Below are 27,000 nucleotides of genomic sequence, written 5' to 3'. Positions count from 1 at the left end.
GAATTACTTCTCCCCGAACACCACCGCCAGCGGCTGTGGTGTCTTGTAGACCGTCGACGGTTCCGTCACGTGGTCCGCGCCCAGGTAGAGGCGGTTGCCGGCGTACAGGGTGCGGCGGTCCGACTCGAAGCGGGCCTCCATCTCGTAGCTGTCGGCCGGGTTCTGGAGGACCCTCGTCTGCTTGAGCGTGGCGGGGTCGACCTTGTGGACCGCGCCGCCCTCCTCACGGGCGATGTTCGCCTCCTCGTACGCGATGACCTTGCCGGAGTCGTCGAGGCCGATCGGCATCAGACGGCCCGAGTCCGAACCCGGGGCGCGGCGCAGCTGCTTGCCGGTCTTCAGGTCGAAGGACACCAGGTCGTTCTTGGCCTCGGACGAGCTGCTCGCCGGGTCGGACGTGCCCAGGTACAGCGCGTTCTTCTCCTTGCTGACCGCGAGCTGCGCACAGCCCGTGACCTCGGTGGCCGGGCACTCGGCCTCGTACTTGCCGTGCTTGCCGCCGCCCACCGGGATCGTGCTGAGCTCCTTGCCCTGCGCGGCGCTGTCGTCGACCGTGATGAACCGCGAGATCCCGGAGCCGCCCTGCGACTTGCCGTCGTCGGCGGCGAGCACCAGCGGGTCGACGGCGGCGACATGGACGTACTCGGTGCCCTGCGGCAGTTTGTACGTCGACTTCGCCGTGCGCGTCTTCGGGTCGACCGTCTCGACCTGGAGCTTGGGGTTGTCGGTGTCGCCGCAGTCGCGGACCGCGATCAGCTTGGTCTCGTCGCCCGCGTAGCCGACGGTGTCGCAGGTCTCGTCGGACGGCTTCCACAGGGGCGTGCCGTCCAGCTTCCAGCCCGCGTTGGCGCTGGTGCCCGCGGCGGCGACCGTGCCGCCGCCGACGGTGACCTCGTCGAACATCTGGGCGCTGCCGTATTCGTCCACGGCCTGCTTGTGCCAGAGCAGCTTTCCCTTGTTGATGTCGACGACGCCGACCTCGGTGCAGACCGACGGGTCCTTCTTGTCGTCCTGGTAGACGACCGCGACCTTTCCGTCCTTGGTGGGCGTCTGGGACGACCAGCAGACCTCGCCGGTCAGCGGGACCTCCCACTCGGCCTTTCCGCCGGCCAGCGGATAGCCGGATATCTTCTTGAGCCCGGCCTTGACGAAATTCTTGTCCGTCGTCCACATGCCCATGGCCCCGGCCATTTCGCTGACCTTCGGCTGTGTCACCTTGGCGAGCACCTTCGCCTCGGCCGCGGCCGACCCCGAATCGCCCTCCTTGCTCCCGCCGTCGTCGTCGTCCGAACCACAGCCGCTGAGCACCAGCGCGGCCGCGAGTACCGAACCCGCGATGACCGCCATGCGCTGGGACATTCAATTCTCCTTCGTGCGCGGGCACATGACCGGATGTGGTCATGCGTTCCCCTCGGTCGCTGATCCTTCCCTGTTGTCGAATGGAATTTCAACAGGCAATTCCTGATCTCTACTTCAGTTGAAATGTTCCGGAGATCAGTTCGGTCAGGATCGCGGGACCCAGGATCGCGGGAATGGAGAATTGAATTGTTTTTCGTTATGTCCCGGTCGGCGGGTGCCGAAACGCGTGCGGCGCCATGACTCCGGGCGCGTGCGGCGCCGCGACTCCGCGCGCCCGCGGAGCTGCAACTGCTACAACTCCGCGTACACCACCGCCGCGTCGTCGTGCCGCTTGCCGCGCGGGAACGACGTGCCGTCGGGGTCCGCCCGCTCCAACTCCCGTACGCGGTCCACCAGTCCCTGGGGGCCGATCTTGCGCAGCAGCGCGAAGCAGTCCGCCCAGTCGCCCTCGCGGAACGTCTCGACCCAGCGCCCCACGCCGTCCGTGAAGGCCGCGAGCGCGGTGACGGCGGAGCGGGGGTGCGCGCCGGTGATCGCGAGCGCGGCCACCTCGGGGTCCGCCGCCGCCGTGAAGAAGCCGCCCTCGGCGTTCCGCAGCGCCTCGACCGCCGCCGCGTACCGGCGGCCCTCGGCCTGCCGTTCGGCCGAGCCGCGCGGCAGCGCCCGTACGGCGTCGCGCAGCTCCCCGATCGCGGGCGGGAGCTGGTCCAGGCGCGGGTCGAGGATCGCCTCCACCCCGCCGTCGGGACCGGCCACGAGCAGCGCCGAGTCCGACAGGACGAGGTGCTCGACGCGCTCCGCGTCCCACCGCGCGAGCACCACCGTTGCCTGAGGCGTGCGCGGGTGAGAAAGGTCACAGGTGTCACGGTGGGTGTCCGCGGTGCGTGAGATGGCCGCCGCGAGAATCTCAGGCAGCGTCATATCCCGCCGTGAAACGGACAGTTCACCCAGTGCGCCGCCGAGCCGGGCGGTGAACCAGGGGACGGAATGCAGACACCCGACGTCGCCGGACGGGGGTGTCACGCCGTCCAGGAGCACCAGTGATCCGCCCTGTCCGGACGCGGGGAGCGCCACCGACGCGTAGTCCTCGTTGGGGCGGTCCGGGTCGCCGGGCTCGGTGGCCAGTTCGATGCGCATCCGCTCAGTCTGCACGAGGCCTTCACGGGTTCCCCCGAAGACCCGTGCGTGCCGGAGTGCGGGAGGACACGCGCAGGCCGGGCGTCGGATTTCGGCCGGAATGATCGACTCCGGCGAGGGTGTGGCGGCGCATCCTGCCAAAGCAGCCCACAGACGTCCAACCGGAACACCGCGTGCGGCCCTCACGACACACAGGGTGACTTGCTCACCAACTCCCTGTCGATGTTCACTCCTTCAGGTGGCCAGGCAGGCGATGCGCGACTGCCGCGTACCGGCACTGGAATCGTCTGCGAAGTTCGGGATCCGGGCCGGGCGCGCTCGCGTTGACGGATCGTCACCCGGGCCCCAGGGCAGACGAAAAACAGGAATGCGAGCACCGGTGCAAGAGATGCGGCCTCGGCGCGAAGGCAGGCAGAAGGCCCCGGAAGGGGACCCGCCGGGCGCGACCACTCCCGCCGAGCGGGCGTCCGCCACCGCGGAGGGCACGCCCGAGTCCGGCACGGGCGGACCGACGGCCACCTCGGGCTCCCCGGCGGACCCCTCGACCGGCCCGGCGGCCACTTCCACCGCCCCGACGGCGACCTCGGCCTCCCCGACGGGCCCTTCGGCCTCCCCGACGAGCCCCTCGGCCGCCCCGGCGGACCCCTCGGCCCCCGCCGCACCCACACCCACCCCCGCACCCCCCAAACCCCCCAAAGCCCGCGTCCGCAACCGCCTCATAACGGCCGTCGCGGTCGTCGCCGCGGCCGTCGCCGGGGCAGGGGCACCCGTGATCGTCGGCGCCTCGGGGCAACTCAACGACTCGCAGAGCCTGGTGACGCTCTCCGAGCTCACCCAGCAGGCGATCACCCTCAGTCACTCGCTGGCCGACGAGCGCGACGAGGTCACCGCGTACATCGCCGCCGGACGCCCCGACGGCAAGGGCCTCTCCGAGAGCCGCAGCGCCCGCGTGGACCGCCGCATCGAGGAACTGCGCGAGGCCGCCGCCGACGCCAGCACCAACACCTCCGTCACCGCGGACCTGCGCCGCGACCTCGACCGCCTCCCGGCCGTGCGCAGGGCCGCCCTCACCGGCAAGACCGGCGCGCTGGACGCCCACAAGGCGTACGCGAAGGCCATCACCGAACTGCACGGCCTGACCCGCGAGCTGGCCGAGAGACTCCCGCCGCGCGCGGGCTCCGGGGGCCACGCCCTGGCCGATCTCGACCACGCCGTCGACCAGGCCGGCGCCGCGCGCGGCCTGCTCCTCGCCGCGCTCGCCGTGCCCCGCCCCGCGCCGACCGGCACCACCGTCGACCCCGTCACCGGCCTGCCGACCGCCCCAGGATCCACCGGAACCGGCTCCGGCACCGGCGACAGCGAGGAGGACGGCCGCCGCGACGGCCTCAGCGCCGCCGCCCAGCAGGCCCACGTGCGGGAGCTGGCCGCGCTCGCCGACTTCCTGGACACCGCGCCCGCCAAGACCCGCGCCACGTACGAATCGACCGTCACCGGCAACGGCGTGACGACCGCCGAGCAGTACCTGGCCCGCCTCACCGACGAGCCCAGGCTCTCCGCCGCCGACCGGCGCCTGGACCGGAAGAAGCTCGACAGCGCGCTCTCCGCCCGCGTCGAGGCGATGCGCGGCGCCGAGAACGCCCTCGCCGCCGCCCGCACCGAGAGCCTCGGCGAGCTGCGCGACGACGACGTCACCGCGCTGGAGATCCGCATCGCGCTCGTCGGCGTGCTGCTGCTCGTCGCGGTCGGCGTGTGCATGGGCACGGCCCGCTCGCTGACCCGGCCGCTCGCCGCGCTGCGCCTCGGCGCGGCGCGGGTCGCGGCCGCGCCCGGCACCGAGGAGCCGGTGCGCTTCACCGGCCGCGACGACGAGTTCGCGGCGGTCGTCCGGTCCGTCAACGCGCTGCACGGCCACGCCGTCGCCCTCCAGGAACGCCTCACCACCCTGGAGGCCGACCGCAAGCACCTGATCGGCAAGCGGCAGGCGATGGCCGACGCTCGCCAGGCCATGGCCGACGAGCGCGACGCGCTGCGCGCCGAGCTCGCCGAGGCGTCCGTCCACTTGGAGCGGGTGCGGCGCAGCATCCACGGCACCTTCGTGAACCTCGCGCTGCGCACGCTCGGCCTCGTCGAGCGGCAGCTCGCCGTCATCGAGGGCCTGGAGGAGCGCGAGCAGGACCCCGACCGGCTCGCCACCCTCTTCAAGCTCGACCACCTCGCCACCGTCACCCGCCGCCACAGCGAGAACCTCCTGGTCCTCGCGGGCGCCGAGCACGGCCACCAGCACGCCGGCGCGGTGCCGCTCGTCGACGTCGTACGCGCCGCCGTCAGCGAGATCGAGCGGTACGAGCGGGTCGCCATCGCCACGCTGCCGCCGCACGCGCACATCGCGGGGTTCGCGGCCGACGACATCAGCCACCTGGTGGCCGAACTCCTGGAGAACGCGACGTCGTTCTCGCCGCCGGACGCCGCCGTCGAGGTGTCCGGCTGGCTCCTGGAGAACGGCGAGGTGATGCTCTCCGTGCAGGACGAGGGCATCGGCGTCGGCGCGGAGCGCCTGGAGGAACTCAACGCGCGGCTCGCGGAGTTCTCCGCCGACGACGTGTACGACCAGGAGGGCGGCGACGGGCTCGGGCTCGGCCTGTACGTGGTGGCGCGGCTCGCCGCGCGGCACGGGGCGCGGGTGCGGCTGCGCGAGCAGAAGCAGGGCGGCGTCGCGGCGGTCGTCGTGCTGCCCGGCGGCATCCTCGCCGACCCGCCCGCGCCGGGGGCACCCGGGACGGTGCCCGCCGCGCGCACCGACGCGCCGCCGGTGCACCTGCCCGGCTCGGAGGCCGAGGCCAACTCCAATGTCCTGCCGCCCCGTTCGGGCGAGCGGGACCCCCTGATCGCCGCCGCGGAGACGACACTCGAACTCCTGGCACCGCCCGTCCCGGCCGACCACCCGGACGAGGCGGAGCCGCACGCGCGGCCGGACGACGAGGTCCGGCCGGAGCAGGAGGCGCGCCCCAGGCCGGACGCGCAGTCCCCGACGGAGCCCGACGCCGCGCTCGCGGCGGAGGAAATGCCGGAGGGCGCGGAGCCGCTGCCGCTGCCGCGGGGCGGCGCCGGTACGGGGGTCGGGGCCGGGGCCGAGCCCGAAGCCCTGCCCGACGCCGAAGTCCTGTCGGACGCCGAAGTCCTGTCGGACACCGAGACCCCGTCGGCCACCGAGGCCAACGAGGCTCCCGAGGCCGACAAGGCTCCCCAGGCCCCCGCGTTCACCGCCAAGGGGCTCCCCAAGCGGACCCCGAAGATCAGCGCGGCCGCCGGGAGCGCCGCGCCGAAACCGCGGGCCGCCGTGGACGCCGAGGAACTGCGCCGCAGGCTCGGCGGGTTCCAGCAGGGGGCCAACAGCGGCCGCCGCGCCGTGGCGGCGGAACTGGCCGAGACGGCCGGGCCCACGCAGGCCACCGGCACGGGCGAAGGCCACCGTGCCGCAGATGTTCCGGGGGACCCAGTCGAGGAGGCAAGCAGTTGACTGCGCCCATGCGCACACCCGGTTCTTCCGCCGAGCCCGCGAAACCCGCCGCGGCAGCAGAGGCCGCCGCGGAGCCCGACACGGCCGCCGTGCCCGGCCCCCGCCCCCCGTCGCCGACGGAGTCCGGCGAGCCCCTCGCGTACGGACTCAGCAGCGAGGCCAGGAACCTCCACTGGCTGCTGACGAACCTGGTCGACGAGGTCCCCGGAATCCTCTCGGTCGCCGTCGTCTCGTCCGACGGGCTCCTGCTGCTCTCCTCCGACCCGGCGCGCAACGCCGAGCGCCGCCCCGCCACGAGCCCCACCGGGCCCAGGGGGTCGAGCGCCGACCTGGCCACGATCGTGTCGGGGCTCGGCAGCCTCACCGTCGGCGCGGCCCGGCTGATGGACGGCGGTCCGGTCAAGCAGACCGTCGTCGCCATGGCCGAGGGCAGCCTCTTCGTGATGGCGATCAGCGACGGCTCGCTGCTCGGTGTGCACGCGACGCCCGACTGCGACATGACGGTCGTCGCGTACCACATGGCGCTGTTCGTCGGCCGCGCCGGACACGTCCTGACCCCCGAACTCCGCAGCGAGCTGCGCCAGTCGTTGGAGGACGCGTGATGAGCGGCGCGCCCGAGGGCCCCGAACGCAAACCGCCCGCGGCCAAGCTCCCGGAGCACAAGCTGCGCCCGCCCAAGCTGCCCGTGCGCGGCGGCGACCGGAAGCCCGCGCGCGTACGCCCGTACTCGCTGACCGGCGGCCGCACCCGCTTCGGCCACGTCCTGCTCGTCGAGACGTTCGTGGCCGCCAACCCCGCCCTCGACGCGCCCGAGGAGCGGCGGGAGCTCGCGCAGGGCGACCCGCTGAGCTCGCGGGTGATGCCGGAGATGCGGGCCATCGTCGAGATCTGCCGCCGGATGCGTACGGTCGCCGAGATCTCCGCGCTCCTGAAGATGCCGCTCGGCGTGGTCCGCGTGCTGCTCAGTGACCTCGCCGACCAGGGAAAGATCCGCGTGTACGGAACGGGCCACGGCCCCGGGCAGCCGAACCGCGCACTGCTCGAAAGGGTGCTGAGTGGACTCCGCCGTCTCTGACTCCGCGACTGCCGGCCTCGACTCCGCGACTGCCGGCCCCGACGCCACCACCGCCGGTCCTTACGCCGGTAGCGCCGATACGTTCGAACTCCTCGAGGACGAGGAGCAGTTGCGGTCCTGGCAGACCGACCGCACGCGCGCGCCCATCGCCACGAAGATCGTCGTCGCGGGCGGCTTCGGCGTGGGCAAGACGACGCTCGTGACCGCCGTCTCCGAGATCACGCCCCTCCAGACGGAGGCGCTGATGACGCAGGCCAGCGCGGACACGGACGACCTGAGCGCGACCCCGGGCAAGACCACGACCACGGTCGCCATGGACTTCGGCCGCATCACGCTGGACGACGACCTGGTGCTCTACCTCTTCGGCACACCGGGCCAGCAGCGCTTCTGGTTCATGTGGGACGACCTCGTACGCGGCGCGATCGGCGCCGTCGTGCTCGCCGACACCCGCCGCCTCACCGACTGCTTCCCGGCGCTCGACTACTTCGAGAGCTGCGGAATTCCGTACATCGTGGCCGTCAATCACTTCGAGGGCACCGAGTGGTACGAGGCGGAGGACGTCCGCGAGGCGCTGACCGTACCCGCGCACATCCCCGTCCTGATCATGGACGCGCGGCAGCGGATCTCGGCGATCGAGTCGCTGCTCGCACTGGTGGGCCACGCGCTGGACGTCACCCCCGAGTAGCCCTGAAGAGAAGGATCTGTAGCACCATGCGCAAGATACTCATCGTCGGAGCCGGTCAGTCCGGCCTCCAGATCGCTCTCGGACTCCAGTCGCAGGGGTACGAGGTCACGCTGATGTCCAACCGCACGGCGGACGAGATCCGGGCCGGCCGGGTCATGTCGACGCAGTGCATGTTCCACACGGCACTCCAGCACGAGCGCGACCTGGGCCTGAACTTCTGGGAGTCGCAGGCCCCGAGGATCGAGGGCGTGGGGGTCTCGGTCGCCGGACCCGAATCGGCTCGCGTCATCGACTGGGTGGGCAGGCTCGACGGCTACGCGCAGTCGGTCGACCAGCGGGTGAAGATGGCCGGCTGGATGGAGACGTTCGCGCAGCGCGGCGGGCAGCTCGTCATACACGGCGCGGCGGTCTCGGACCTGGACTACTTCTCCCGTACGTACGACCTCGTCCTGGTGTCCGCGGGCAAGGGCGAGCTGGTGTCGATGTTCGAGCGGGACGCCGCGCGCTCGCCGTTCGACGCGCCGCAGCGGGCGCTCGCCGTGGCGTACGTCCACGGGCTCGGGCCGCGCCCCGAGCACCCCGAATTCGACGCGGTGCGCTGCAACTTGGTGCCGGGTGTCGGCGAACTCTTCGTCATGCCGACGTTCACCACTTCCGGCCGGGCCGACATCCTCTTCTGGGAGGGCATTCCCGGTGGGCCGCTCGACGTCTTCCGGGGCGTGAAGGATCCCGGTGAGCATCTCGCCCTGACCCTCGAACTCCTGGAGAAGTTCCTGCCCTGGGAGTACGCCCGCGCCACCAAGGTCGAACTCACCGACGCCGGGGGTACGTTGGCCGGGCGGTACGCGCCCACCGTGCGCAAGCCCGTCGGGCGGTTGCCCGGCGGGGGGCTCGTCCTCGGCGTCGGCGACGTCGTCGTCGCCAACGACCCGATCACCGGGCAGGGGTCCAACTCCGCCTCCAAGTGCGCGGCTTCGTACCTCTCCTCGATCGTCGCCCACGGGGACCGGCCGTTCGACGAGGCGTGGATGCAGGCCGCCTTCGACCGGTACTGGGCCACTGCTCAGCACGTCACCAAGTGGACCAACGCGATGCTGCTGCCGCCGCCGGAGCACGTCCTCAACCTCCTCGGCGCCGCAGGCGACCTCCAGCCCGTCGCCGACCGCTTCGCCAACGGGTTCAACGATCCCGGGGACTTCGAGAACTACTTCTACGACGCGGAGCCGGCGAACGGTTATGTGGCGGAGGTCGCTGCTGCGTAGCCCCCAATCCCGCCCCTTCCCGTAACCAGGGGCTGCCGCCCCCTGGACCCCCGCTATCGCCGCTTCGCGGCTCGTCCTCAAACGCCGGACGGGCTGAGAATGTGCGGCTGAGTTCTAGCCCCTCCGGCGTTTGAGGAGCGGGGGTCTGGGGGCAGAGCCCCCGGTTTCGGGAAGGGGCGGGACTGGGGCGCCCCCGCGAGGGCTCAACCCGCCCACCCCCGGTCCGCCCCCTTCGTTGCCCCCGACGGCAACCGCGGCGGGCGGTAGTCGGGGACGGGAGTGGCCCGCGGGTCGGGGCGGACCGCGCCGAGGACGGGGTTCGCGGCGAGGGGGGAGACCTTGACCCGGGCCCCGGGCCGAGGCGCGTGGACGACCTTGCCGCGGCCGAGGTAGAGGGCGACGTGCGTGGCTTTGGGGAAGTAGACGACCAGGTCACCGGGCCGAAGCTGCCGCAGGGAAACCCGCGGCAACCGCTTCCACTGCTCCTGACTGGTCCGAGGAATCCCCCGCCCGGCGGCCCCCCAGGCCCGCTGGGTGAGCCCGGAACAGTCGAAGGCGGCGGGCCCCTCGGCCCCCCACTCGTACGGCTTCCCGATCTGCGCGACGGCGTACCGCAGGGCCCGCTCCCCCCGCGCGGACGGCGCCCGCCCGGGAGCGGCGGGCGCCCCGAGCGCCCCGGAGGCGACAAGCCTGCGCTGCGCGCTCGCGGCGCCGGACTCCTCCGCCCGCCCCAGCGCGGCCACCTGTTCGGCGGAGAGCGAGGCGAGCAGCTCCTCGACCTCCCGCAGCCGCGCACGCACGGTGTCCCGTGCCTTCTTCTGCCGCTGGGCGAGCGACACCTGCTCGGCCAGGGCGCGCCGCGCCGCCCCGGCGAGGCCGTCGGCCTTCTTCTCGTCCTCGACGAGGCGGGTGACGGCGGCGGCCCGCTCGGCGGCGGCGCGGCCGATGACGTGGCGCTGGTCGAGGGCGCCCCGCGGGTCGCGGGCGAGGAGGAGGCGTACGTAGGAGGAGATCTCCATGGTGCCGGTCTGGTACTGCTGGCGGGCGAGGCGGCCCGCGGCGCCCTTGCCGTCGTGGGCGGAGGCCCGGGCCTCCGCCAGGCCGCGGTTGAGGCCGTCGACCCGGCGGCGCTGGTCCTTCAGCTTCTCCTCGGTGGCGTTGTACGTCTCCGTGGACTCCTCGGCCTGCCGGTACAGCCGCTGAAGATCCGTCAGGAGCCGGGCCACGGGGCGTTCGCCGGGGCCGGGTACCGCATGGGCCGCGGACGCGGGGAACGGGGTCAGGGGAGCCAGGGGCGCGGCCGTGACCAGCGCGGAGAGCGCCGATCCGGTGCACACCCAGCGCAGCAACCTTCCTGACACGTCATCACCTCCCGGTGCGGGGCGGTCCTTCCGCCGCGCACCGCGAGCTTCGGGCGCCTGCGCGCGGGCCGCCCGTCGGGGGCGGGCGCCCGGCGCAATGAGGTCACTCGTCCAGGTCTCCCCGGCGCGGCAGGTTGCGCCCGCCGTCCCGGTCTTCCCGCTCCGCCGACGCGTCGGCATCGGTACCGGCCGCCCGCCCGGGGTCCGGCTTCGACCACGGCCACTTCAGGTTCCGGAAGCCGCCCTCGTCCCCGCGGCCCCCGGCGACGTACTCGTACTTCCAGCCGGGGTGCAGCCCGAACCGCCGCGCGGTGCCCGCAGGCACCCGCCGGTACACGAGGACCGTGGGCTCGCCGCCCGCGTCGTCCGGGACCGGGACGCGGTAGACCTTCGGCGGGTGGCCGGTCGGGCCGAGCAGGACCGGGAGCACGCGGCCGTCGAGGGGGCCGCCCACGAAGGGGGTGTCTTCACTCTTCACGGCACCAGTGTCACCCCGTCCGCACGGCACCGGCGTCACCCGGCCCACCCGGTGCCGTCAGAGCAGATGCCCCGCCTCCGCCACCACCGGAAGCACCCGCCGGGCCAGCTCGCCCACCGGTCCTTCCGCGCTCTCCAGGGCCAGGGCGCGGCGGACCACGGCGGCGGTCTGCGGGTCGCGGCCCGCGGTGGCCGCGATCTGGGCCACGAACTGCTCGACCAGCCAGTCGCGCAGCTCGTCCAGCGGCGGCTGTTTGTCCTCGTCGAGCCAGATCAGGGAGGCGGCCTCGACCGCGGTGATCCACATCCGGACGGTCATCCGCAGCCGCGGCCCCGGCGGCTCGGGCAGTTCCATGTGGGCGAGGATGTGCGCGGCGGCCGAGCGGCGCACCCCGTCGACGATGGCGGTGGTGCGCGAGGTCTCGACGACGCTGCCGCCCTGGAGCAGCGCGCTGAATCCGGCGTCGTGCTGGTCGACGAAGGCGAGGTAGCGGTCGATGGCGCGGCCCAGGCGCCGGGTCAGCGGGCCGTCCTGCGGTTCGGCGAAGCACTGTTCCAGTTCGGTGGCCGCCGTGCGCAGCGCGGCTTCGTACAACTGCTGCTTGCCGCCGGGGAAGTAGCGGTACACCAGGGGTCGGGACACCCCGGCGGCCTCCGCGACGTCGTCGAGCGAGACCTCGTCGGGCGCGCGGTGCGCGAAGAGGTTGAGGGCGGCGTCGAGGAGCTGGCTCTTGCGCTCCTCGACGCTGAGGCGCCGGTACGCGCGGGTGGGGCCGACGGCTGAGGTCATGTCCCGCAGCGTAACCGTGTTTTCGTACGAAGAGTCGGTCCGGGAACCCGCGCCTGCGTCGACGGCCCGCCTATGCCAGCAGCCCCGACGACTTCCAGAGCCTGCGCCCGACCCCGCGCATCACCCCGATGTCGTCCAGGAAGTCCGTGAGGCGCTTGGCGCCGGTCTGCATGACCTCCCGGCGGTGGCCGCTCGCCTTGACCTGGGCCAGGGCCTCGCGGCGGTCGAGGCCGACGTCCGTGTAGACCTTCGGGTTGACGAAGGCGATGGAGAAGACGCGGGCCGCCTCGCCGCTGCTGACGCGGGTCAGTTCGCGCTCCCAGCGCGGCGCGGTCACCATCTGGCGGCGCAACTCCTCGCGGGCGTACCGCACATGGCGGGCCTCCTCCACGACGTGGATGCGGGTCACACCGCGCACGATGGTCTGCACGCGCTCGTCGGGGAACGTCAGGCGCTGCATCCAGTCGAGGATCTCCTCGCCGAGGAGGGTGCAGGCGAAGGAGCCGGGGGTGGTGGAGACGGTCTTGAGGACGCGGGCGAGGTTGTGGTTGAGCTTCGTGACGGGGTACGTGGGCGCCCCGCCCTTCTGGATCATGCGGGCGAACATCATGGAGTGGCGGCACTCGTCGGCGATCTCCGTGAGGGCGTACCGCACATGTGCGCTGGTCACGGACTTGTCGTAGATGTGCCGCACGAGGAGCTGCATGAGGATGATCTCGAACCAGATGCCGAGCGAGGCGAGCGAGGCCGCCTCGTGCCGGGCGAGGTCCATGCGCTGTTCCTCGGACATCCGGCGCCACAGCGGGGTGTCGTAGAGCGAGACGAGCTCCGGCGGCCAGAACCACTTGCCGTCCTCGACGGGCGCGTCCCAGTCGAGCTCCTTGTCCGGGTCGAAGGAGTGCCTGGCGGAGGACTCGAGCAGTCGCAGAGCCACCTGTTCCCGGTCCTTGAGCAGGCCGAGCGCGTCCCGGAGACCTGAGAGCCCGGTGTCTTCGGTCACGGTCGTCATGGTGTCTCCTGGCTTCTGAACAGGTTACCGGCGGTCACCTCTTATGAGACTGCTTGTCAGCAAGACCGTCAATCCCTTGCGCACGACTTGTTGACCCGGCATCTACCACCGTGTGAGCCTGCCAAGGAGCCACCCCTGTGCGGCGGTTGCGCGGCAGCGGGGGCCGCCGAGACTCGCGAGGAGCCGTCAGTGTCTACGCGCGATCTGTACGTCAAGGCCGGGTACGAGCAGGGCGCCACCGCCCAGGGCGACCCCGCCCAGGACCCCCTCGCCTGGCAGGTGCCCGCGACCGGCGCCGCCCGCTTCAGCTGGGAGTACGACGAGGGCCGCGAGCGCCTCCTGAACCTCTACCAAAAGGGCAAGGACAAGCAGTGGGACGGGTCCAAGCGCATCGACTGGGACCTGGAGGTCGATCCGCTCGACCCGCTCGGCACCCCCGACGAGGCGATGTCGATCTACGGCACCCGGCACTGGGACCGGATGTCCGCGGCCGAGCGCGGTGAACTGCGCAAGCACTACGCCTCCTGGCAGTTCAGCCAGTTCCTGCACGGCGAGCAGGGCGCGATGGTGTGCGCGGCGCGCATCGTGGAGTCGGTGCCGGACCTGGACGCGAAGTTCTACTCCGCGACCCAGACCATGGACGAGGCCCGGCACGCGGAGATCTACGGCCGCTTCCTGCACGACAAGATCGGCATGCTCTACCCGGTCAACGACAACCTTCAGTCGCTGCTCGGCGACACCCTGCGCGACTCCCGCTGGGACATGCCGTACCTGGGCATGCAGGTCCTCATCGAGGGCCTCGCCCTTGCCGCCTTCGGCATGATCCGCGACACCACCGACAAGCCGCTGCCCAAGCAGATCCTCGCGTACGTCATGCAGGACGAGGCCCGGCACGTGGCCTTCGGGCGGATGGCGCTGCGCGACTACTACAAGCAGCTCACCGACGCCGAGCTGCGCGAGCGCGAGGAATTCGTCATCGACGGCTGCTACTTGATGCGCGACCGGCTGCGCGGCGTGGAGGTCCTCACGAACTTCGGCATCCCGCTGCAGGAGGCCGAGGAGTGCAGCGAGAGCTCCGAATACCTCCAGCTCTTCCGGCAGTTGCTGTTCAGCCGCATCGTGCCGTGCGTCAAGGACATCGGCCTGTGGGGCAAGCGGCTCCAGCAGGCGTACGTCGACATGGGCGTGTTCGAGATGGGCGACTCCAACCTCGATCTGCTGATGGCGCAGGACGAGGAGATCGCGGAGAAGCTGGACGCCGAGCGCTTCGCCGCGGAGGAGCGGGAGCGGGTCGCGGAGGTCTCCGAGGCGATCGCCTCCGGCGGGGCCGACGCTTAAGTTCCCGGCTGCGCCGTGGTGTTCGCCCCGTCCACCGCTTCGCTGGATGTGCCGCGGTGGGCCGTCGGTTGTCTGCGGCTCCATCGTGGCTGGTCGCTCCCCCAAGTTCTCGGCTTCGCTCGAACAGGGGGGACCCCCTTCGCGGCGGAGACGCATATCGATACAGCCCCGCGCCCCTTCGAGGCGCGGCCGAACCGCAGCGACAGCGGCGCCGTACGCCTCAGCGCAGCGCCGCCTCCATCACCGCCTTCGCGATCGGGGCCGCGCTGCCCCCGCCGCTGATGTCCTGGCGGTCCGCCGCGGCGTCCTCCACGACGACGGCGACCGCCACGGACGCCTCCGCGTCGCCGGGCTTCTGGGCCCAGGCGATGAACCAGGCGTACGGGGTGCCCGTGTTGCCGATGCCGTGCTGGGCGGTGCCGGTCTTGCCGCCGACGGTCACGCCGTCGATCGCCGCGTTGGTGCCGGTGCCCTTCTCGACGACGTCCGTCATCAGCTCGCGCAACTGCACGGCCGTGCCCGGGTTCATGGCCTGCCGGAGGGTCTCGGTGCCGCTCGACGCGACGGTGTCGCCGTCGTCGGTCGTCGTCCGGTCCACCAGGTGCGGCGCCTTGACCGAGCCGCCGCCCGCCACGGCCGCCGAGACCATCGCCATCTGCAGCGGCGTGGCACGCGTGTCGTACTGGCCGATGGCGGACAGGGCGAGCTGGGCGTCGTCCATGGAGGTGTCGAAGGTGCTGGTGGCCACCGGCGAGGGGACCTTCAGGCCGGGGGTGTCGAAGCCGAACTTCTTCGCGGTGCCTGCGAGGGCGCGCTGGCCCGTGTCGACGCCGAGCTTGGCGAAGACGGTGTTGCAGGACCATTGGAAGGCGTACCGCAGGCTGGCGTCCGCGCAGCCCTCGACCTCGTTGGCCAGGCTCGTCGAGGTGCCGGGCAGGGTGTAGGGATCCGGGGACTTCGTCGGCGCGTCCAAGTCGTCGATCTCGCCCGCGTCGAGCGCGGCGGCCGCCGTCACCACCTTGAACGTGGACCCCGGCGGATAGGTCCGGCTGAGCGCGCGGTTGAGCATCGGTTTGTCGGGGTCGGCGTTCAGGTCGGCCCAGGCATCGGTCACGGCGGTGCCGGTGCCGGAGAGGCGTTCGGGGTCGTACGAGGGCGTGGAGACCAGGGCCAGGATCTCGCCGGTGGCCGGGTCCAGCGCGGCCACGGCGCCCTTCTTGCCGCCGAGCCCGGTGTAGGCGGCCTGCTGCACGGCCGCCTTGATGGTGGTGACGACCTCGCCGCCCGGGTTCTGGGTGCGGGTGACGTCGTTCCACAGGGGCAGCGGCGCGAGCATGGGGTCGGTGCCGGAGAGGACGTCGTCCTCGGCGTGCTCCAGGAAGGTGGTGCCGTACACCTGCGAGGCGAAGCCGGTCACCGGGGCGTACAACGGCCCGTTGCGGTACGTCCGTTCGTAGCGGAGCTGCTCGCCCGTGTCCCGGGAGCCGGTGACGGCCCGGCCGTCCACCAGGATGTCGCCGCGCGGCTGGTCGAAGCGGGTGATGGCTTGGCGGCGGTTGGCGGGATTGTCGTCGTACGTCCCGGAGTCGACGACCTGGACGCGGGTCGCGTTGACGAGCAGCGCCACGAGGAGCAGCGCGCAGAACGCGGCGGCCCGGCGGATGTACTTGGTCACGCCCGCTCCTGGGGAAGAGGCTGGGCCGGAAGAGGCTGAGCGCGCGCCGAATCGCTGACCCGGATGAGCAGCGCCACGATGATCCAGTTGGTCACGACGGACGAACCGCCCTGCGCCAGGAACGGCATGGCCATCCCGGTCAGCGGGATCAGCCCCGTCACCCCGCCCGCGATCACGAACACCTGGAGCGCCACGATCGACGCGAGCCCGATCGCGAGCAGCCGCCCGAACGGGTCGCGCAGGGCGAGCCCGGCCCGGTAGCCGCGCTCCACAAGCAGCGCGTACAGCAGGAAGATCGCGGCAATGCCGGTGAGCCCCAGCTCCTCCCCGGCCGTCGCCAGGATGAAGTCCGACTTGGCGGCGAAGCCGATGAGGATGGAGTGCCCGTCCCCGAGCCCGGTGCCGAGCAGCCCGCCGGCCGCGAAAGCGAAGAGCGACTGGGCGAGCTGGTTCGGCCCCTCGCCCGCGTCGATGGACGCGAACGGGTGCAGCCAGTCCTGGACCCGGCTGTGCACGTGCGGCTCCAGCGAACCGACCGCGAACGCCCCGACCGCCGCGAGCAGCAGCCCGACGGCGATCCAGCCGGTGCGCCCGGTGGCGACGTACAGCAGGATCACGAAGAGGCCGAAGAACAGCAGCGACGTGCCGAGATCGCGCTCCAGGACCAGCACGCCGACGCTCAGCAGCCAGATCGCCACGATCGGCCCGAGCACCCGGCCGGTGGGCAGTTGCAGCCGCTTGAACTTCCACACCGTGCGGCCCGTGTACGCGAGCGCGTTGCGGTTGGCCGCGAGGTAGCTGGCGAAGAAGACCGCGAGCAGGATCTTCGCGAACTCGCCGGGCTGGATGGAGAATCCGCCGATCCGGATCCAGATGCGGGCGCCGTTCACCGCGGGGAAGAAGATCGGCACGATCATCAGGACGAGCGCCGTGACCACGGACAGATACGCGTACCGCTGGAGCATGCGGTGGTCGCGCAGGAAGAGCACCACGGCGATGAAGAGGGCGACGCCGACCGTCGACCAGACGAGCTGGGTGGGTGCCGCGTGGTCGCCGGGCGTCTCCAGGTCGAGCCGGTAGATCAGCACCAGGCCGAGGCCGTTGAGCAGCACGGCGATGGGAAGGAGCAGCGGGTCGGCGTACGGGGCGCGCAGCCGGACCGCCAGATGGGCGAGGAGCGCGAGCACCCCGAGCCCGGCGCCGTAACCGGCGGCGCCGGGCGGGACGGAGCCGTTGCGCGCCAGGCCCACGTCGCAGTAGCCGTACACCGAAAGCAGGACGGCGACGACGAGCAGCGTGAGCTCGGTGCCACGGCGCCGGGGGACGCGGACAGCGGGGACGGTGGCGGGCTCCGCTGCTGTTCCGGTCATGCCCGGAACGTAGCAAGCGGCGGGCCTAATGTCCGGTTATGTCGCCGCCGCCCGCGGTGAGGTGTCAACACCAGCGTGGCGCGGGGCCGATGTTGTCGATGTAGTGCGCGGCGCCCCACGCCCAGGTGCCGTCGGTGAGCAGATACCAGCGGTCGTTGTGGTGCACGTGCTGGCCGCGCGCCTTGCAGTAGATGTGCACGATCGCGCCGTACGGCTCACTGCGGATGACCGCGCTGCCCCGCGTCGGCGAGTCCCGCAACAGGAGCCCGCCCTTGGCGATGACGCGGCCCTTGTAGAGGGGCGGATTGTTGTTCGCGTCGTCCGCGAGGGCCGCGTTGTCCGCGACGGCCGCGGGGGCGGCGGTCAGTACGGTGGCGGCGGCGAGGGCGCCGCCGGCGACAAGTATCGAGAGGCGGGCGGCGACGGAGGGGCGGGGGCGAAGGGCCATGGGAGCCTCCTGGGCAGAGCCGAGTGGAAACGTACGGCCGTCAAAGGCCGTAATTCACACTAAAAGTGACGACGCGTGGAGGCGCGGGCAATTAGCCCGTCGAGGGGGTCCCACCCTGCTCCTGTGGAGCTTGGGGGAGAGTGAGGACGGCCACCGCCCCGGTGCCGTCGGCCGAGTTGGTGAACTCGAGGCGGGCCCCCAGCACCTGGGCCTGCCCCAGGGCGATGGTCAGCCCCAGGCCGTGGCCCTTGGTCGTCCCCTCCGTGCGGAACCGCTGCGGCCCGTGCTCCACCAGGTAGTCGGGGAAGCCGGGGCCGTGGTCCCGCACGGTGAGCACGGGCCCGTCCACGGTCAAGGACACCGGCGGAGCCCCGTGCTTGAGGGCGTTCGCGACGAGGTTCCCGAGCACCCGCTCGAGGCGCCGCCCGTCCGTGTCCACCACGATGTCCCGTACGATCCGCAGCTCCACGTCGCCCCCGGAAGCCCGTACGACGCGCTCGGCCAGTGGAGCGAGGCGGACCGCGTCGAGGTCGACGCGCTCGCTGCGCGAGTCGAGGCGGGAGATCTCCAGGAGGTCCTCGGTGAGGGTGCGCAGCGCGGCCACCCGGTCCCGGACCAGCTCGGTGGGGCGGCCCGGCGGCAGCAGTTCGGCGGCGGCGTGCAGCCCGGTCAGCGGCGTCCGCAGCTCGTGCGCGACGTCGGCGGTGAACCGCTGCTCGCTCAGGAGCTTGCTCTGCAGCGACGAGGCCATGGTGTCCAGGGCGCCGGACACGGTGGCCACCTCGTCCTGGTGGCGGTCGGAGTCCCGGGTGCGCGGGTCGTTCACGCGGGCGTCGAGGTCACCGGCGCTGATGCGGCGCGCGACCCGGGCCGTCAGGTGCAGGCGCCGGGTCACGCGCGTCACCGCGAACGAGCCGACGAGCAGCGTCGCCCCGATGGCGAGCGCCGACGAGCCGAGGATCGCGCGGTCGAGCCCTTCGATGGTGCGGGCGCCCTGCGCGTAGTCGACCTGGACGGCGATGGCGCGCCCGCCGTCCGCGGGCCCCGCCGCCCACACCGTGGGCCGCTCGTCGTGGTCGCCGACCATGGTGCCGCGCTCCCCGCCGACGGCGAGGTCACGCAGCGCCTCGGGCAGGTTCTGCGGGTCGATGCTCGCGCCGGGGTCGAGCCTGCCGCCCGCCTCGTACTGCTTGGTGGCGTCGTCGAGCCGGGTCAGGGCGCGGTCGCGGGCCTGGCCCACGGTCTGGTTGGTCACCGCGACGTGCACGAGTACGCCGAGCAGCGCCGCGAGCGCGCAGCACATCACGGTGATGAACACCGCGGCCTTCCAGGTCAGCGTCGCGGTCCAGGCGGGCAGGCGCAGCGGCAGCCGCGGGCGGCGGGGAGCCGCGCCGGTGCCCGTCATGAGCCCTCGCCGGTGGAGCCGCCGGAGCCGCCGGAGCCCGCAGAGTCCCCGGAGTCCCCGCCGTCCACGGACTCCTCGGAGCTCGGCCGCGCGCCCGGGCTCGGGCCCTCCAGGCGGGGGCCCTCGGTCGGCTGGGGCAGCGGGCTGCGGCCGCCCTTGGGCCGGGGCGCGTCCGAGGAACGCAGGAACTCGTCGCGCGTCGGCAGCATCGCGCGCTGGTGCCGGTCCCAGGACCAGGCCGTGCGGTACTCGTAGCCCGGGATGTCGGAGACCGCGCGCAGCACCAGATCGCGCCCGGCGAGCTCGATGCCGAGCACCGCGTCGGACGTGCCCATGATCTGGGTCAGATGCCCCTTCTCCATCGCGTAGACGCGGATGGCCAGCTGCTCCTCGGGCATGCGGATGCCGATGACCACGTCGTCCTTGCCGTCACCGGTGAAATCGCGGTAGTACGCCTTGAGGACGGGACACTCCTTGGCGTCGTTCTTCTTGCCGCAGTTCTTCAGGTCGTCCGCGGTCTCCTTGTAGAGCGCGGAGGGTCCTGAGTAGTCGTCGGGGTGTGCGGCGGCCTGCGCCCGCACGATGTCGACCGGATTCACCTTGCGCAGGTCGCCTCCGGGTACCGGCACGCCCTTGACCTCCTCGGTGTCCGCCGTCCCGTAGTCACCGAGCGGCGAGGACGCGGGCGGCAGGTCCGGCCACAACCGGGTGGGGCCGACCGCTGTCGGCGTCGAGCCCGCGCTCCGCAGGTCGCCCGGGTCGCCGCAGCCCGCGGCGAGCGCGGCCGCGGACAGCGCGAAGACGGCCGTGGCGAGCGCGCGGCGCCCGCGGGGGCCGCGCCCTCGCGAGCTGCGGCTGCGGTTCAACTGCACTCCTGCTTGCGATGGCCGGTGGGTACGCGAGCCCGGCCCCGGCAGGCCCGGGGACGTACTCAGCGCACGAGGTCGGCATAGAGAATGATGTTGTCGGTCCGGTGACCGTCCTTGATCGGGCCGCCGCAGGTCAGCAGACGCAGCTCCGGCCGGTCGGTCGCCCCGTACACCTTATGGGTTGGAAAGTCTTCCTTGCCGACCTGCTGGACCTCACGGACCTCGAACGTCGCCGTGGCACCGTCCGCACGCGGCACCATGATCTTGTCGCCGACCTGGACCTTCGCGACGTTCCGCAGCAGCGCCGGGCCGTTCGCCGTGTCGTAGTGCGCGACCAGGACGGCCGCACCCTTCTGGCCGGGCGTGACACCGCCGGTCCACCAGCCGGGCACCTCGCCCTTGGAAGGGGGCGGCACCTCCAGCTCGCCGTCCGCGCCGATGCCGAGGTCCAGCATCTCCTTGGCGTCCACACCCGCGGCCGGGATCCGCAGACCGGTCGGCCGGGACTCCTTCAGCGGCAGCGGCGCCTGCTTGGCCTGCCGGGTCGCGGCGTTCTTGACGGTGACGTCGGGCGCGGGGCCGCCGGAGCCGCCGCCCTGCCCGCAGGCGATGAGGCCGAGCCCGACGGCGGCGGTGAGGGCCGCGGCGGCGGCGAGGCGCCTGGCGGGGGCGCCTTTCCGGGCGGGGGCGCCTTGGGGGGAGCGGGGCTGCTGCTCGGCTTCGGGGGTGGTGGGGGTGGTCACGGTGGCTCCTTGGGGCCGTGCGAGCGGGTGGATTCCTGTTCAGCCGTCGGTGCGGCGGCGGTTGCTCGCGGTGCGTTCCTTGCGCTCGGCGGCGATCGTGGACACGTACGAAGCTAGGTGTCCGCCATTGCGGCAATTCGGCGAGTTTGTAACAGGGCGCCATAGCTGTGTGGGCGGTGCCGTTACGGGACGGGTGGTGACATGGCGTACAGACCTCGCCCGGGGTGGCGCACGCGGGGCGAATTGGCATCAACTTCCGTGGGGCGCCGTCAGGTTCTTGCCCGAGGAGCGTCCGGGCTGCTCCCATGGTCATGGGGTGATGGGGCATGAGCGGACTGCGCGTCGTACCGGCATGGAGGCACGGTCAGGAGCGGCTCTACGTCTGCCGACCGGACGGCAGGAACGTGGCCTGGTACGACAGGGACACCGCCCGGGTGAACCTGCTGAGCGCCGACCGCGAGGCCGACGTGCTGCACGTCCTGGCCCCGTTCCTGACAGGGAACGTCTCGGTGGGGCCGCCGCCCGTGCCGACGCCGGCCGAGCTGGCCCGGCTCACGCTGCACCCGGACGACGACCTCGCGCCGAACCGGCCCGGCGAGGCGCTGCGCATAGCCATCGACCGCGATCCGCCGCCCCCGCGCAGGCTGCGGTCCGATCCGCGGTCCCGGGCGCTCGCGGCGGAGACCGCCGTCGGGGACGCCCTTGACGGCCTCGACGCGGGCGGCTGGCGCGCCCTGCACTCGATCGGCCTCCCGGGCGGCGCGCGGATCCACCACCTCCTGATCGGGCCCGGCGGACTGTTCTGCGTACGTTCCGTGCCCGCGCGCAGGCAGCGGGTGCGGGTGGCCGACCCGATGGTGGCGGTGGGGCGGGGGCGGGCCGTGCCGCTGCTGCGGGACCTGCGGGCGGACGCCGGGCGGGCGTCGTTCGCGCTGACGGCGGAGGTGCGGGCGGTGCTGGTGCCCGTGGGGGCGGTGGACGTGGACGTCGCGGCGCCGCCGCGGGAGGTTCGCGTGCTCCTCGAGCACGATCTGGCCGGTCTGGCCCGGGCGGGCGGGGTCCTCAAGCCGGCCGACGTCGAGGCCCTCCACGCCCTGGCCCGCGACCGCCACACCTGGCACCGCATCTGACCCCGCCGCTCCGCGGGCGGACATCTCCCGCCCGCCCGCCCGTTTCCAGTTGACCGCAGGGTGGACGTCTCCGGCGGGGGTGCTGCGCCGTTGGCGGCTGCCGCTGCGGTGCGCCGCAGTGTCCCGCTGCCGCTGTGGGCAATCGTCCCGCAGGGCGGGTCCCGACCCTAACGGCAGCCCACGCCGACGGTGCCGTCCAAGTCGGCGGTCACCCCGAAGGGGGTAGCACCCCGCCCCGCCCGGACTCCAGCAACGGCCCCAGCAAATCCCCGTACCGCTCCAACCGACCGCCCACCTCGGGCGCGAGGAACACCAGCAGCCCAGCCTCCCGCCGCGCCGCGCACGCGGACACCTCGTCCCACGACACCGGCGTGGACACCGTGGGCTCGGCCCGCGCCCGCAACGTGTACGGCGTGGCCGTCGTCTTCGCGGCAGCGTTCTGGCTGAAGTCGACGAACACCTTCCCGGGCCGCAGGCTCCGCGTCATCCGATGCACCACAAGCCCGGGCAGCGCCCGCTCCGCCTCCACGGCAAGCCCCTTCGCGTACGCGGTGACCTCCGCACTCGGAGCCGGCCGCAACGGCACCAGAATGTGCAGCCCCTTGCTGCCGGACGTCTTGACGTACACCTCGAACCCGTCGCCCATCAGCCGCTCCCGCAGCCACAGAGCCGCCTCGCACGCCTCCACGACACCCGCCGGCGGCCCCGGGTCGAGGTCGAGCACGAGCCGGTCGGCGAGCCCGGGCGCGTCCGCCAGCCACTGCGGCGTATGGAACTCCGTGACCAGGTTAGCCGCCCACATCAGCGTGGGCAGGTCCTGCACGAGGATCTGCCGCGAGACCCCGTCCGACCGCCGCACCTCGGCCGTCCGCACCCAGGCGGGCGTACCCGGCGGCACGTTCTTGGCGAAGAAGCGCTCCCCCTCGGGCCCGTCCGGGAAGCGCAGGAAGGAGACGGGGCGGTCGCGGAGGTGGGGGAGCAGCGCCTCGGCGGCGGTGGCGTAGTAGTGCAGCACCTCGCCCTTAGTGAAGCCGCTCGCCGGATACAGCACCTTGTCCAGGTTGCTGAGCGCGATCCTTCGCCCCTCCACCTCGGTGATAGGCGACATACGATGAGAATCGCACAAAACCGGAGAATCGCACCAAGACGTAACAAAAGACGCCACAGACCACAGCGACGCCACTGAGACGCCACAAAGACGTGCCGAAAGGTCCTCCACATGCGGTCCATATGGAACGGCGCCATCTCCTTCGGCCTGGTCAGCATCCCGATCAAGCTCGTGAACGCCACGGAGAACCACTCGATCTCCTTCCGCCAGGTCCACTCGGAGGACGGCGGCCGCATCCGCTACCGCAAGGTGTGCGAGCTGGAGGACCGCGAGGTCCCGACCGCCGAGATCGGCAAGGGGTACGAGGACGCCGACGGCTCGGTCATCCCGATCACGGACGACGACCTGGCCTCCCTGCCGATCCCGACCGCGAAGACCATCGAGATCGTCGCGTTCGTCCCGGCCGACCGCATCGACCCCCTCCAGATGGGCACCGCGTACTACCTGTCCGCCAATGGAGTACCGGCCGCCAAGCCCTACACCCTGCTCCGCGAGGCGCTGAAGCGCAGCCAGAAGGTGGCCGTCGCCAAGTTCGCACTGCGCGGCCGCGAACGGCTCGGCATGCTCCGGGTCGTCGACGACGTGATCGCCATGCACGGCCTGCTGTGGCCGGACGAAATCCGCGCCACCGAAGGCGTCGCGCCGGAGAGCGACGTGAAGATCCGCGAGGCCGAACTGGACCTGGCGGACGCCCTGATGGACACCCTCGGCGAGGTCGACCTGGACTCGCTGCACGACGACTACCGCGAAGCCGTCGAGGAGATGATCGCCGCGAAGGTCGAGGGCGGCGAGACCGCCGCCCCGGCACCCGCGGCCGAGGAGGGCGGCGGCAAGGTCATCGACCTGATGGCCGCCCTGGAGAGCAGCGTCCGGGCCGCCCGTTCGCCGCGCGGCAAGGGGTCCGGCGCCGCGGCGGACGAGGGCAAGGACGCCGAGGTCACCGCACTCCGGTCCCGCCGCTCCGGCACCGCGAAGACCCCGGCCCGCAAGTCGGCCCCGGCGGCTCCCAAGCAGGTGGGCGGCAAGAAGTCGACGGCCACGAAGTCGAAGACGGCCGCGAAGTCCACGTCCGCAGCCCCGAAGAAGAGCACAGCGAAGAAGAAGACGGCCTCCTCCTCCAGCACCTCCGCCACCGCGAAGTCCGCGGCGAAGAAGAGCACTTCGAAGAAGACGGCGACGGCGAAGAAGACGACGCCGAGGAAGAGGGCGACGGCGTAAGCGCCCCGTAGGGGCGCGGGGCTGTGTCGATGTGCGGCTCCGCCGCGTGGGCGCGACCAGCCACAACAAAGCCGCAGCCGCATCTGCCGAGTATCTGAGCAGACGCGTCTGCGGCTTTTCGCGCGCTGAGCGCGCAGTTCCCCGCGCCCCTACGGGGCGCACCACCCCGCCCGCGGGATCACCCCACCCCGCCTGCGGGGTGACCCCGCCGACCCGCGGGGTCACCCCCCGCGCCCACCCCTCCGTCTCGGCGACGTCCCGGCACTTCATCACCCACAACTGCCCGTCCCTGTTGGGCAGTACGTTGGCGATGAAGTCGAGCTGCGGATGGCGGGTCTGGGTGGTGAAGACGAGGGTGCCGCCCGGCGCGAGCAGCCCCCGCAGCCGCTCGATCGAGGCCCGGATCGCGTCGTCGTCGAGCAGCAGCTCGTAGAGCCCGGACACGACGACGACGTCCGGCGCGCCCGCCTCCGGCGCCTTGGGGTCGAGGGCGTCCCCGGCCTCGTACGAGATGTTGCTGATCCCGCGCGCCCGCGCGAGCCGCTCGCCCTGCCGCAGCCCGGCCTCCGCCAGGTCCCGGCACAGCACCCGCACCCGGCCGGGCCCGTACTCGGCGGCCAGGTCCTGGAGGTAGCGGCCGGGCCCGGCGGCGACGTCGAGCACGGCGACCTCGCGGCCGGGCCGCCGGCCGAGCTGCTCGCGCAGGACGTCCTGGAGGAGCGCGCGCCGGGCGCGGATGGCGCGCCAGCCGACGGCGTTCAGATAGCCGCGGTCGACGAGGCGGCCGACGCCGAGGACGCCGTGCGCGCGGTTCACGTACACGTAGTCGAGCATCGTGCCGCTGTCGAAGCCGTACCGGTAGCCGATCCGGATGCCCCGCGAGGCCCGCCCGACCGTGCCCAACAGGCCCCGCAACACTGCCCACTTGAGGTTCCGCAGAGATTTCGTCATGTACGCCAGCGTCGCCGCGGGCGGGGGAGGGGGCATCCGTACGGATACTCGGGCGGGGTGAGTGACGCGGCTGAGTACGGGGCGGCCACCGCCCCACGTACGGCGCCGCGGACAGGGACGGCGGCCCGCCGACCCGCGGTTATCGTGGCTGCGTGTCCAAGCGCCAGACCCAGATCCTCGAAGCCGCCACCCGTCTCATCGCCCGCAGCGGGGTGCGCGGCCTGCGGGTGGAGGAGCTGGCGGCCGAGGCGTCCGTCTCGACCGGCCTCATCTACTACCACTTCGGCGACCGCGCCGGCCTCATGCGCCGCACCCTCGCCTTCATCAACGACCGCGCCGAGCGCTACACGGAACCCACCGCGACCCCCGCCGCCGACCCCCGCGCCCACCTGGAGCAGATGCTGCTCCTGGAGCTGCAGGACGACCCCGAGGTGGTGGAGAACAGCACCGCGTGGGGCGAGTTCCAGGCGAGCGCCAAGTTCGACCCCGAGCTGCGGGAGCAGCTGAGCCGGGCGACGGCCGAGTGGGTCGAGTACGCCGCCGAGCTGATCCGCGAGGCGCAGGACGCGGGCACGGTACGCGACGACGTGGCCGCCCCCGCCGCGGCGGAACGCCTGACGGCCCTGGTAGAGGGCCTGAGCGGCCGCTGGCTCGCGGGCTCGATGGAGCTGGAGCGGGCGCGGGGGCTGCTGGGGGAGGCGTTCGCGCTGGAGCTGGGAGAGCGCTAGCCCGGCCTCCGGACTCTCCGTACGACCCTCCGGACTCTCCGTACGACCCTCCGGCCTGCTCCGTACGACATGGATCCGAGCACCGTACGCTGCCGGTGAAAACTTGACTGAAATTTCAGTCAGGGCCAGAGTGGATGACGCACCCCTACGCCCGCTGCCCGGAGGTACGTACCCGTGAACGAGTCGCCCCGCCCCACCCGCCGAGGAGTCCTCAGGGTCACCGGCGCGGGCACGGCCGCCCTCGCCCTGGGCGGCGCCCTGACCGCCACGACCACGGCCTGCCAGGCGGAGGCGAGCGCTCCGGCGAACGCGGCGCGGAGCACCCGCCGGCGCTGGACGGTCCCGGCCGACGAGGCCCCGCACCGGCGCACCTGGATGTCCTGGCCGACCAGTGACGCCGTCTGGGGCGACCACCTGGCGGGCGTGCAACGCGACATCGCGCTGCTCGCCCGCACCGTGGCGGCGTACGAACCCGTGGTCATGTGCGCGCCGGACCGGCGGGAGGCGGCGCGGGCGCGGGCCCGGTGCGGCCCGAAGGTGACCGTGCTCGACTCCATCCCCACCGACGACCTGTGGATGCGGGACACCTGCGCGGTGTTCCGGCGGGACGGGGCGGGCGGGGTGGACGCGGTCGGCCTGGGCTTCAACGGCTGGGGCGGCAAGCAGCGGCACCGCAGGGACGCCCAAGTGGCGCGCCGGGTGGCCGAGTTCACGCGGCGCGACTTCACGCGGGCCGGGTTCGTGGGCGAGGGCGGCGGCATCGAGACCGACGGCGCGGGCACGGTGATGGCGACGGAGAGCAGCCTCGTCAATTCCAACCGCAACCCCGGGAAGACCCGGGACCGGATCGAGGCGGAGGTGCTGCGGGCGTACGGCGCCCGGAAGATGATCTGGGCCCCCGGCATCAAGGGCGAGGACATCACCGACGACCACATCGACGCCACGTCGCGCTTCGTGCGCCCCGGCGTGGTGATGGTGCAGGTACCGTCCGCGGACCGTACGGACATCTGGGCGCGGGACGCCCGCGAGCAGCTCGCGATCCTGTCCCGCGCGACGGACGCGCGCGGCCGCCGCCTGCGTGTCATCAAGGTCGAGGGCCCGACCGAGATCCGCTCGACGGCGCCGACCTTCCTCGACTCGTACCTCAACTTCCATGTGGTGAACGGCGCGGTGATCACGGCCCAGTTCGGCGACAGGAGGACGGACGAGGGCGCCCGCAGGGCACTGGCCGGCACCTTCCCGGACCGAGAGGTGATCCAACTGGACGTGGACCGCCTGATGGCGGGCGGCGGCGGCATCCACTGCGCGACGATGCAGGAGCCGAAGGCGTAGGGGGAACTGGCAG

General features: G+C 72.6%; 23 protein-coding genes and 1 pseudogene. 10 read left to right on the top strand and 14 right to left on the bottom strand.

Annotated elements, in window-relative coordinates; genetic code table 11:
- Nucleotides 1-3 precede the first annotated feature (3 nt).
- Together AC0KTA_RS11915 and AC0KTA_RS11910 are read right to left on the bottom strand one after the other, a co-directional pair.
- Nucleotides 4-1,359, bottom strand: coding sequence for a YncE family protein (locus tag AC0KTA_RS11915; protein WP_481055093.1), 1,356 nt, complete (start codon nucleotides 1,357-1,359; stop codon nucleotides 4-6).
- A 291-nt stretch (nucleotides 1,360-1,650) separates the two neighbouring features.
- Nucleotides 1,651-2,496: a protein phosphatase 2C domain-containing protein gene (locus AC0KTA_RS11910; protein ID WP_481055092.1), complete on the bottom strand. Its 846-nt coding sequence runs from the start codon at nucleotides 2,494-2,496 to the stop codon at nucleotides 1,651-1,653.
- 388 nt (nucleotides 2,497-2,884) lie between these two features.
- On the opposite strand from AC0KTA_RS11910, the gene AC0KTA_RS11905 reads away from it, so the two are divergent.
- From AC0KTA_RS11905 to AC0KTA_RS11885, 5 genes are all read left to right on the top strand, one after another.
- Complete coding sequence (locus AC0KTA_RS11905) at nucleotides 2,885-6,013, top strand: sensor histidine kinase (protein WP_481055091.1); 3,129 nt, start codon at nucleotides 2,885-2,887, stop codon at nucleotides 6,011-6,013.
- Between the two features lie 89 nt (nucleotides 6,014-6,102).
- Nucleotides 6,103-6,615, top strand: a complete 513-nt coding sequence (locus AC0KTA_RS11900) for a roadblock/LC7 domain-containing protein (protein WP_481056392.1) — start codon at nucleotides 6,103-6,105, stop codon at nucleotides 6,613-6,615.
- Nucleotides 6,615-7,088, top strand: a complete 474-nt coding sequence (locus AC0KTA_RS11895) for a DUF742 domain-containing protein (RefSeq protein ID WP_481055090.1) — start codon at nucleotides 6,615-6,617, stop codon at nucleotides 7,086-7,088. The genes AC0KTA_RS11900 and AC0KTA_RS11895 overlap by 1 nt, the downstream gene beginning before the upstream one ends.
- Nucleotides 7,089-7,197: 109 nt before the next feature.
- Complete coding sequence (locus AC0KTA_RS11890) at nucleotides 7,198-7,773, top strand: GTP-binding protein (protein ID WP_481056391.1); 576 nt, start codon at nucleotides 7,198-7,200, stop codon at nucleotides 7,771-7,773.
- A gap of 26 nt (nucleotides 7,774-7,799) precedes the next feature.
- Complete coding sequence (locus AC0KTA_RS11885) at nucleotides 7,800-9,035, top strand: styrene monooxygenase/indole monooxygenase family protein (RefSeq protein WP_481055089.1); 1,236 nt, start codon at nucleotides 7,800-7,802, stop codon at nucleotides 9,033-9,035.
- Between the two features lie 203 nt (nucleotides 9,036-9,238).
- Here the strand turns inward: AC0KTA_RS11885 and AC0KTA_RS11880 are convergent, their stop codons facing one another.
- From AC0KTA_RS11880 to AC0KTA_RS11865, 4 genes are all read right to left on the bottom strand, one after another.
- A complete protein-coding gene (locus AC0KTA_RS11880; protein ID WP_481055088.1) occupies nucleotides 9,239-10,396 on the bottom strand; it encodes a C40 family peptidase in 1,158 nt (385 codons plus the stop codon).
- 103 nt (nucleotides 10,397-10,499) lie between these two features.
- A complete protein-coding gene (locus tag AC0KTA_RS11875) occupies nucleotides 10,500-10,874 on the bottom strand; it encodes a hypothetical protein (RefSeq protein ID WP_481055087.1) in 375 nt (124 codons plus the stop codon).
- Nucleotides 10,875-10,931: 57 nt separating this feature from the next.
- Complete coding sequence (locus AC0KTA_RS11870; protein ID WP_481055086.1) at nucleotides 10,932-11,663, bottom strand: TetR/AcrR family transcriptional regulator; 732 nt, start codon at nucleotides 11,661-11,663, stop codon at nucleotides 10,932-10,934.
- A 70-nt stretch (nucleotides 11,664-11,733) separates the two neighbouring features.
- Nucleotides 11,734-12,672, bottom strand: a complete 939-nt coding sequence (locus AC0KTA_RS11865) for an AurF N-oxygenase family protein (RefSeq protein WP_481055085.1) — start codon at nucleotides 12,670-12,672, stop codon at nucleotides 11,734-11,736.
- A gap of 189 nt (nucleotides 12,673-12,861) precedes the next feature.
- Here AC0KTA_RS11865 and AC0KTA_RS11860 point away from each other — a divergent pair, with 189 nt between their 5' ends.
- Nucleotides 12,862-14,010: a ferritin-like domain-containing protein gene (locus AC0KTA_RS11860; RefSeq protein ID WP_481055084.1), complete on the top strand. Its 1,149-nt coding sequence runs from the start codon at nucleotides 12,862-12,864 to the stop codon at nucleotides 14,008-14,010.
- A 220-nt stretch (nucleotides 14,011-14,230) separates the two neighbouring features.
- Here AC0KTA_RS11860 and AC0KTA_RS11855 read toward each other — a convergent pair whose 3' ends face one another.
- The 6 genes from AC0KTA_RS11855 to AC0KTA_RS11830 form a co-directional block, all read right to left on the bottom strand.
- Nucleotides 14,231-15,685 (bottom strand): penicillin-binding transpeptidase domain-containing protein, encoded by a 1,455-nt coding sequence (locus AC0KTA_RS11855; RefSeq protein WP_481055083.1) that lies wholly within the window; start codon nucleotides 15,683-15,685, stop codon nucleotides 14,231-14,233.
- Complete coding sequence (locus tag AC0KTA_RS11850) at nucleotides 15,682-17,055, bottom strand: FtsW/RodA/SpoVE family cell cycle protein (RefSeq protein ID WP_481055082.1); 1,374 nt, start codon at nucleotides 17,053-17,055, stop codon at nucleotides 15,682-15,684. Before AC0KTA_RS11850 ends, AC0KTA_RS11855 begins: the two co-directional genes overlap by 4 nt.
- Nucleotides 17,056-17,119: 64 nt before the next feature.
- The gene (locus AC0KTA_RS11845; protein WP_481055081.1) at nucleotides 17,120-17,503 is read right to left on the bottom strand and encodes an SH3 domain-containing protein; all 384 of its coding nucleotides are present in this window, start codon (nucleotides 17,501-17,503) and stop codon (nucleotides 17,120-17,122) included.
- 91 nt (nucleotides 17,504-17,594) lie between these two features.
- Nucleotides 17,595-18,908, bottom strand: a complete 1,314-nt coding sequence (locus AC0KTA_RS11840; RefSeq protein WP_481055080.1) for an ATP-binding protein — start codon at nucleotides 18,906-18,908, stop codon at nucleotides 17,595-17,597.
- Nucleotides 18,905-19,780: a hypothetical protein gene (locus tag AC0KTA_RS11835; RefSeq protein ID WP_481055079.1), complete on the bottom strand. Its 876-nt coding sequence runs from the start codon at nucleotides 19,778-19,780 to the stop codon at nucleotides 18,905-18,907. The genes AC0KTA_RS11840 and AC0KTA_RS11835 overlap by 4 nt, the downstream gene beginning before the upstream one ends.
- Before the next feature lie 59 nt (nucleotides 19,781-19,839).
- Nucleotides 19,840-20,520, bottom strand: a complete 681-nt coding sequence (locus tag AC0KTA_RS11830) for a class F sortase (protein WP_481055078.1) — start codon at nucleotides 20,518-20,520, stop codon at nucleotides 19,840-19,842.
- A gap of 326 nt (nucleotides 20,521-20,846) precedes the next feature.
- Between AC0KTA_RS11830 and AC0KTA_RS11825 the strand changes: the two genes are divergently transcribed.
- Entirely contained in the window at nucleotides 20,847-21,650 is an 804-nt protein-coding gene (locus tag AC0KTA_RS11825) for a nuclease-related domain-containing protein (protein WP_481055077.1), read from the top strand.
- Between the two features lie 208 nt (nucleotides 21,651-21,858).
- Here AC0KTA_RS11825 and ligD read toward each other — a convergent pair whose 3' ends face one another.
- Nucleotides 21,859-22,758 (bottom strand): non-homologous end-joining DNA ligase, encoded by a 900-nt coding sequence (gene ligD / locus AC0KTA_RS11820; RefSeq protein WP_481056390.1) that lies wholly within the window; start codon nucleotides 22,756-22,758, stop codon nucleotides 21,859-21,861.
- 111 nt (nucleotides 22,759-22,869) lie between these two features.
- Between ligD and ku the strand changes: the two genes are divergently transcribed.
- Nucleotides 22,870-23,976, top strand: a complete 1,107-nt coding sequence (gene ku / locus AC0KTA_RS11815) for a non-homologous end joining protein Ku (RefSeq protein WP_481055076.1) — start codon at nucleotides 22,870-22,872, stop codon at nucleotides 23,974-23,976.
- A 303-nt stretch (nucleotides 23,977-24,279) separates the two neighbouring features.
- Here the strand turns inward: ku and AC0KTA_RS11810 are convergent.
- Nucleotides 24,280-24,927, bottom strand: a pseudogene (locus AC0KTA_RS11810) (class I SAM-dependent methyltransferase family protein); the annotation flags it as partial.
- A 152-nt stretch (nucleotides 24,928-25,079) separates the two neighbouring features.
- Between AC0KTA_RS11810 and AC0KTA_RS11805 the strand changes: the two are divergent.
- Together AC0KTA_RS11805 and AC0KTA_RS11800 are read left to right on the top strand one after the other, a co-directional pair.
- A complete protein-coding gene (locus AC0KTA_RS11805; RefSeq protein ID WP_481055075.1) occupies nucleotides 25,080-25,655 on the top strand; it encodes a TetR/AcrR family transcriptional regulator in 576 nt (191 codons plus the stop codon).
- Between the two features lie 174 nt (nucleotides 25,656-25,829).
- The gene (locus AC0KTA_RS11800; RefSeq protein ID WP_481055074.1) at nucleotides 25,830-26,987 is read left to right on the top strand and encodes an agmatine deiminase family protein; all 1,158 of its coding nucleotides are present in this window, start codon (nucleotides 25,830-25,832) and stop codon (nucleotides 26,985-26,987) included.
- Nucleotides 26,988-27,000 lie beyond the last annotated feature (13 nt).

It is taken from the genome of Streptomyces sp. Y309 (assembly GCF_056712025.1).
Note: the sequence above shows the minus strand (reverse complement) of the source record. Positions and strands in the feature narration are given on the sequence as shown.